The sequence below is a fragment of the Vibrio sp. 1580 genome (assembly GCF_033340055.1).
In genome coordinates this window covers 1-598 of the sequence record NZ_JAWOVT010000456.1, presented here as the reverse complement: position 1 = coordinate 598, position 598 = coordinate 1, and the positions used below count along the sequence as shown (strand labels likewise).

General features: G+C 42.0%; 1 pseudogene. It reads left to right on the top strand.

From position 1 onward, the window contains the following. Positions 1-339: 339 nt before the first annotated feature. Positions 340-598 (top strand): annotated as a pseudogene (locus tag R7093_RS26570) (hypothetical protein); the annotation flags it as partial.

The following is a 598-nucleotide window of genomic DNA, read 5'->3' as shown; positions in this document are numbered from 1 at the left end:
AAGACTCAGTGCGGATTTAATGTTGGGTTAATTTTGGTCGGTGTTGCATGTTTGGCACTTTAGAGTGACGAAATTACCAATAGTATGAATGTGCAATTCAACATACTTCACGGTTTATCCTATAAATTGCGGATATTTTAAGAAATTAATATTCATTAAATTGATAACTGGCGACGGATCTTTATGATGACGGTTGATATGTCGATAGAGCACTCATTAGCCAGTGTTTGGCGGTGTAGGAGAACTGTAATTCGTCTCTACAGAACTCGATTTATTAAGGCTTAAAACTCGAATGCATAACGCATTTACGAACCGATATAACTAACAACGGAGTTGGTCGTGAAAAAACTACTATTGGCTACAGCAGTGGTCGCAGCAGCGGGGGCCGCTGGGTACCTGTACCAAAATAACCTTCCTCAGAGCGGTTCAAGCTCACTATTGGCGCAAATCCCAGCCGATTCGCTCGTCGTTACTTTCCAAACAGAACCTTTCAAACACTATGAATATGTGAACGCGTTTGGCTCTGCCAATCAAATGACCATGTCTGATATGTTTGTTGGTGAGCAGCTGTCACCAAAAGAGCAGTTTGCGATCGATC